Consider the following 2,998-nt stretch of genomic DNA (forward strand, 5'->3'; position numbering starts at 1 on the left):
ACAAGACTAGTGTTCCTTCAAGGTTTAGTTGTCGGGTGAGGTTTTATGATTATCACTTGAGATGGCCTATTTTCAAACGGCGTTCTACCCGACAATTAAAACTTGACGGAACACTATAAGCTAATTAACCCAATCTTCATATTTGAGCCCGTCAACTCTTGAAAACTCTCGGGTATTGTTTGTTACCAACAAGCAATTTGTAGCTATCGCATGACCAGCGATAGCAGTGTCGTTGCTGCCAATGGGCGTTCCTTTAGTCATGAGCTGTCGTTTAACCTCAGTGGTTGCATCAACAGCTTCTTTATCCCAAGGCAAAATTTCATCAATACGCTTGAGGAATTCAGAAACTAAGACTGCGTGTTTAGGCTTAGCTTTTTTGCCAATGAGTCCGAATTGCATTTCTTGATATGTGATAGCTGAGATGACAACTCGATGTTGCTCGTTGACTACTGATTGCAGTTTTTCAAGCACAGAGACTGGATTCTCTCTCATTATGAAAGAACAAATACAGGTATCAAGCATGTAGTTGACTTTGTTATTCAAAATTAAAGCGTCCTTCATCTACCAACACATCTTCACGTTTAATCATAAAGTCTTTATCGGCCTTTTTTATTTTCGAAAAAGATAGCCAATCGGGGCGAACAGGACGCAAAGTGATTATGTCCCCATCTTTGGTGATTGCAAGTTCATGGATATTTTGGAATTCCATTTCTTTAGGCAAACGAACAGCTTGATTTTTTCCATTTTTGAATATTGAAACAGTTTTCATCAATCACCTCTTAGAATATGTTAATCATATGTTAAGTATAAAGGATATATAGCATATGTCAAGCATATGTTTTATTGGCTGTAAAATTAGTAATAATGATGTTGCCGAACATCTACACAAACTCAGGTATAGATATCCATAGTCTTTAGTTCCCAAAGATTGGATTTTTTCAAAAATATCTGATGTATAGATTAGATTTAAAACTCGTCAACTTTTATCTAAAATTTAGCAAGTTTTTATTAGATCGCAGTGGAATTAAAAATATTTTTAATTTTGAGCCCCTTTTTTTTACACTGGAGACTTCGTTAAACTGGATACTTTGCATGTTCTGTTGAATGAAGATGCATTTTACGATTTAATTTAACATATAAAATAAGGATATATTGTCATATGATACCAAGAATCGTTGTTTCAGTCACTGTTTATGTGTTATGTTTTTCTAACATCGCATTGTCTGATGTTAAATTAAGTAGTCAGTTTTCAAAGTGTATAGATGATTCTGGAGGGGTTACTGCTGCTATGCTTGATTGTATTAATCAAGAGCATACCCTGCAAGATGCCCGTTTAAACAAGGCTTATAAAAAAGTCATGTCACAGCTTACACCTGAGCGTCAAAAGGAACTTAAGGATGCACAGAGGGCTTGGATTAAGTACCGTGATGCAAATTGTAATTTTTATTTTGACCCGGATGGTGGAACAGCGGCATCGTTATCCGGAAGAGATTGTTTTATGACTACCACGGCATCCAGAGCAGAAGAACTGGAGAATTTTATTGATGAGTAGTGGTTTTAAAAGTCAATAATATTTAAAAATGATCTAAAATCATTAATTGATAATCTGTTGCTATAACAGCGCAGTTGGAGTAGGAATATACAGTATGTAAATTATTTCTCTGTAATAAAACACAAAATAGTTACAACCTCAAAGTTATGCTTAATTTTTGAGATATTGTTCATGTTATCTCCTTTTTTCGTGTTATTTAGCTTCAAAAAAACCCTTCTGTTTTTAATAACAAAAGGGTTTTTCTATTTATTTATGGAATTTTCGATATTTGAGCATCAATACGCTTCTACCAGGATCGATCTATTTTCATCAATATAAAGTCTGAGGCTGTAACCATAGGCGTTAATTACAAGATGGGAAGATTCAATTAAAGGAAATTCATCTGTCAGATCATCTCCTTTCAGCAGATCAAAATAATGAAAATGTAATGTCACGTCATCAACCCACTCATGGGCTTTAATATATGCCTGAACATCCGAAACAAGGGCTTCTGTTTGGGGTGTTGTGCATATCCCTATCCTGTCGAACGGAACTTCATAAAATTCATTGTCACACCAGATTGAATCAAAATATTGATATTTCATATTTATCTCCTGTTTTCAATTGATTGTCTCTAATTTTTAGAACGGAATATCATCATCTTCATTACTGTTTAATTCATTAGTGTTTGGTTCATTGTCACTGCTGGTTTCATTTTGAAAACCTCTGCCATCTGTTTTGAGAAATTCAAGATTGTTGGCAATAAGCTTGATCATGGTTCTGTTTTCACCATGCTCTGTTGTCCACTTGTCCTGATCAAGTAGTCCTGTAACAGCTACTTTAGCACCTTTATGCAGATATCTTTCTGCAAGCTCTGCTGTTTTTTTGAAACATACGGTTTTGATCCAGCTTGTTTTGTCTTTTGTGCTTTTAAATGCAATTGAAAAAGTGACTACAAGGGTTTCATTTTGAGTATAAGTACTTTCAGGGTCTGCTCCTAAATGTCCTGTTATAATGCAGATATTCATGGCTGTTCATCCTTATGGTATAAATTATTTAATGCTGAACCTGCGGTAGGAACTCTTTTTGGAATATTTTTTGAAAAGCTCAGGATGATCTTTCTGGAATAATTTGGAATTAAAGCGGTTTGAGTTTATAGTTTTCCAGTTTACAACATAATTATCAGCAGCTCCTTTCTCGTTATCACCAAGCATCATTTTTAATTTATTTGTGCATTCTTCCTTTAATTCAGCATATTTATCTTCAAGTTCAGAGTACTCAAGATAACTGCTTATAATGGTATTTGCGTCATTATTCAGAGTGATACTTGTTTGTGGCAGGCTTTGAGGGAACATCCTTTTCAACAGGTAACTTGAAGCTTGTGAGCCATCTATATCAGGCATGACTTCAGCTTCAACATGATTGAACCAAAAGTCGGATTCCATCTTTATAAGCTGATCAATATAG

Annotated in this window: 6 protein-coding genes; 1 reads left to right on the forward strand and 5 read right to left on the reverse strand. The window is 34.9% G+C overall.

Annotated features, from left to right (window positions below):
• Positions 1-120: 120 nt before the first annotated feature.
• Complete coding sequence (locus MTBBW1_RS25630; RefSeq protein ID WP_222424180.1) at positions 121-543, reverse strand: type II toxin-antitoxin system VapC family toxin; 423 nt, start codon at positions 541-543, stop codon at positions 121-123.
• Positions 536-769, reverse strand: a complete 234-nt coding sequence (gene vapB / locus MTBBW1_RS25635; RefSeq protein ID WP_080809391.1) for a type II toxin-antitoxin system VapB family antitoxin — start codon at positions 767-769, stop codon at positions 536-538. Before vapB ends, MTBBW1_RS25630 begins: the two co-directional genes overlap by 8 nt.
• A 390-nt stretch (positions 770-1,159) precedes the next feature.
• Between vapB and MTBBW1_RS25640 the strand changes: the two genes are divergently transcribed.
• Positions 1,160-1,552, forward strand: a complete 393-nt coding sequence (locus MTBBW1_RS25640) for a lysozyme inhibitor LprI family protein (RefSeq protein WP_080809395.1) — start codon at positions 1,160-1,162, stop codon at positions 1,550-1,552.
• Between the two features lie 275 nt (positions 1,553-1,827).
• On the opposite strand, the gene MTBBW1_RS25645 is transcribed toward MTBBW1_RS25640, so the two are convergent.
• The 3 genes from MTBBW1_RS25645 to MTBBW1_RS25655 all read right to left on the reverse strand — a co-directional run.
• Entirely contained in the window at positions 1,828-2,136 is a 309-nt protein-coding gene (locus MTBBW1_RS25645; RefSeq protein WP_080809398.1) for a hypothetical protein, read from the reverse strand.
• Between the two features lie 36 nt (positions 2,137-2,172).
• A complete protein-coding gene (locus tag MTBBW1_RS25650; protein WP_245809565.1) occupies positions 2,173-2,559 on the reverse strand; it encodes a single-stranded DNA-binding protein in 387 nt (128 codons plus the stop codon).
• A 24-nt stretch (positions 2,560-2,583) separates the two neighbouring features.
• On the reverse strand, positions 2,584-2,998 hold a 415-nt coding region (locus MTBBW1_RS25655), incomplete at its 5' end, for a hypothetical protein (protein WP_222424181.1).

The organism is Desulfamplus magnetovallimortis, assembly GCF_900170035.1.
Lineage (GTDB): Bacteria > Desulfobacterota > Desulfobacteria > Desulfobacterales > Desulfobacteraceae > Desulfamplus > Desulfamplus magnetovallimortis.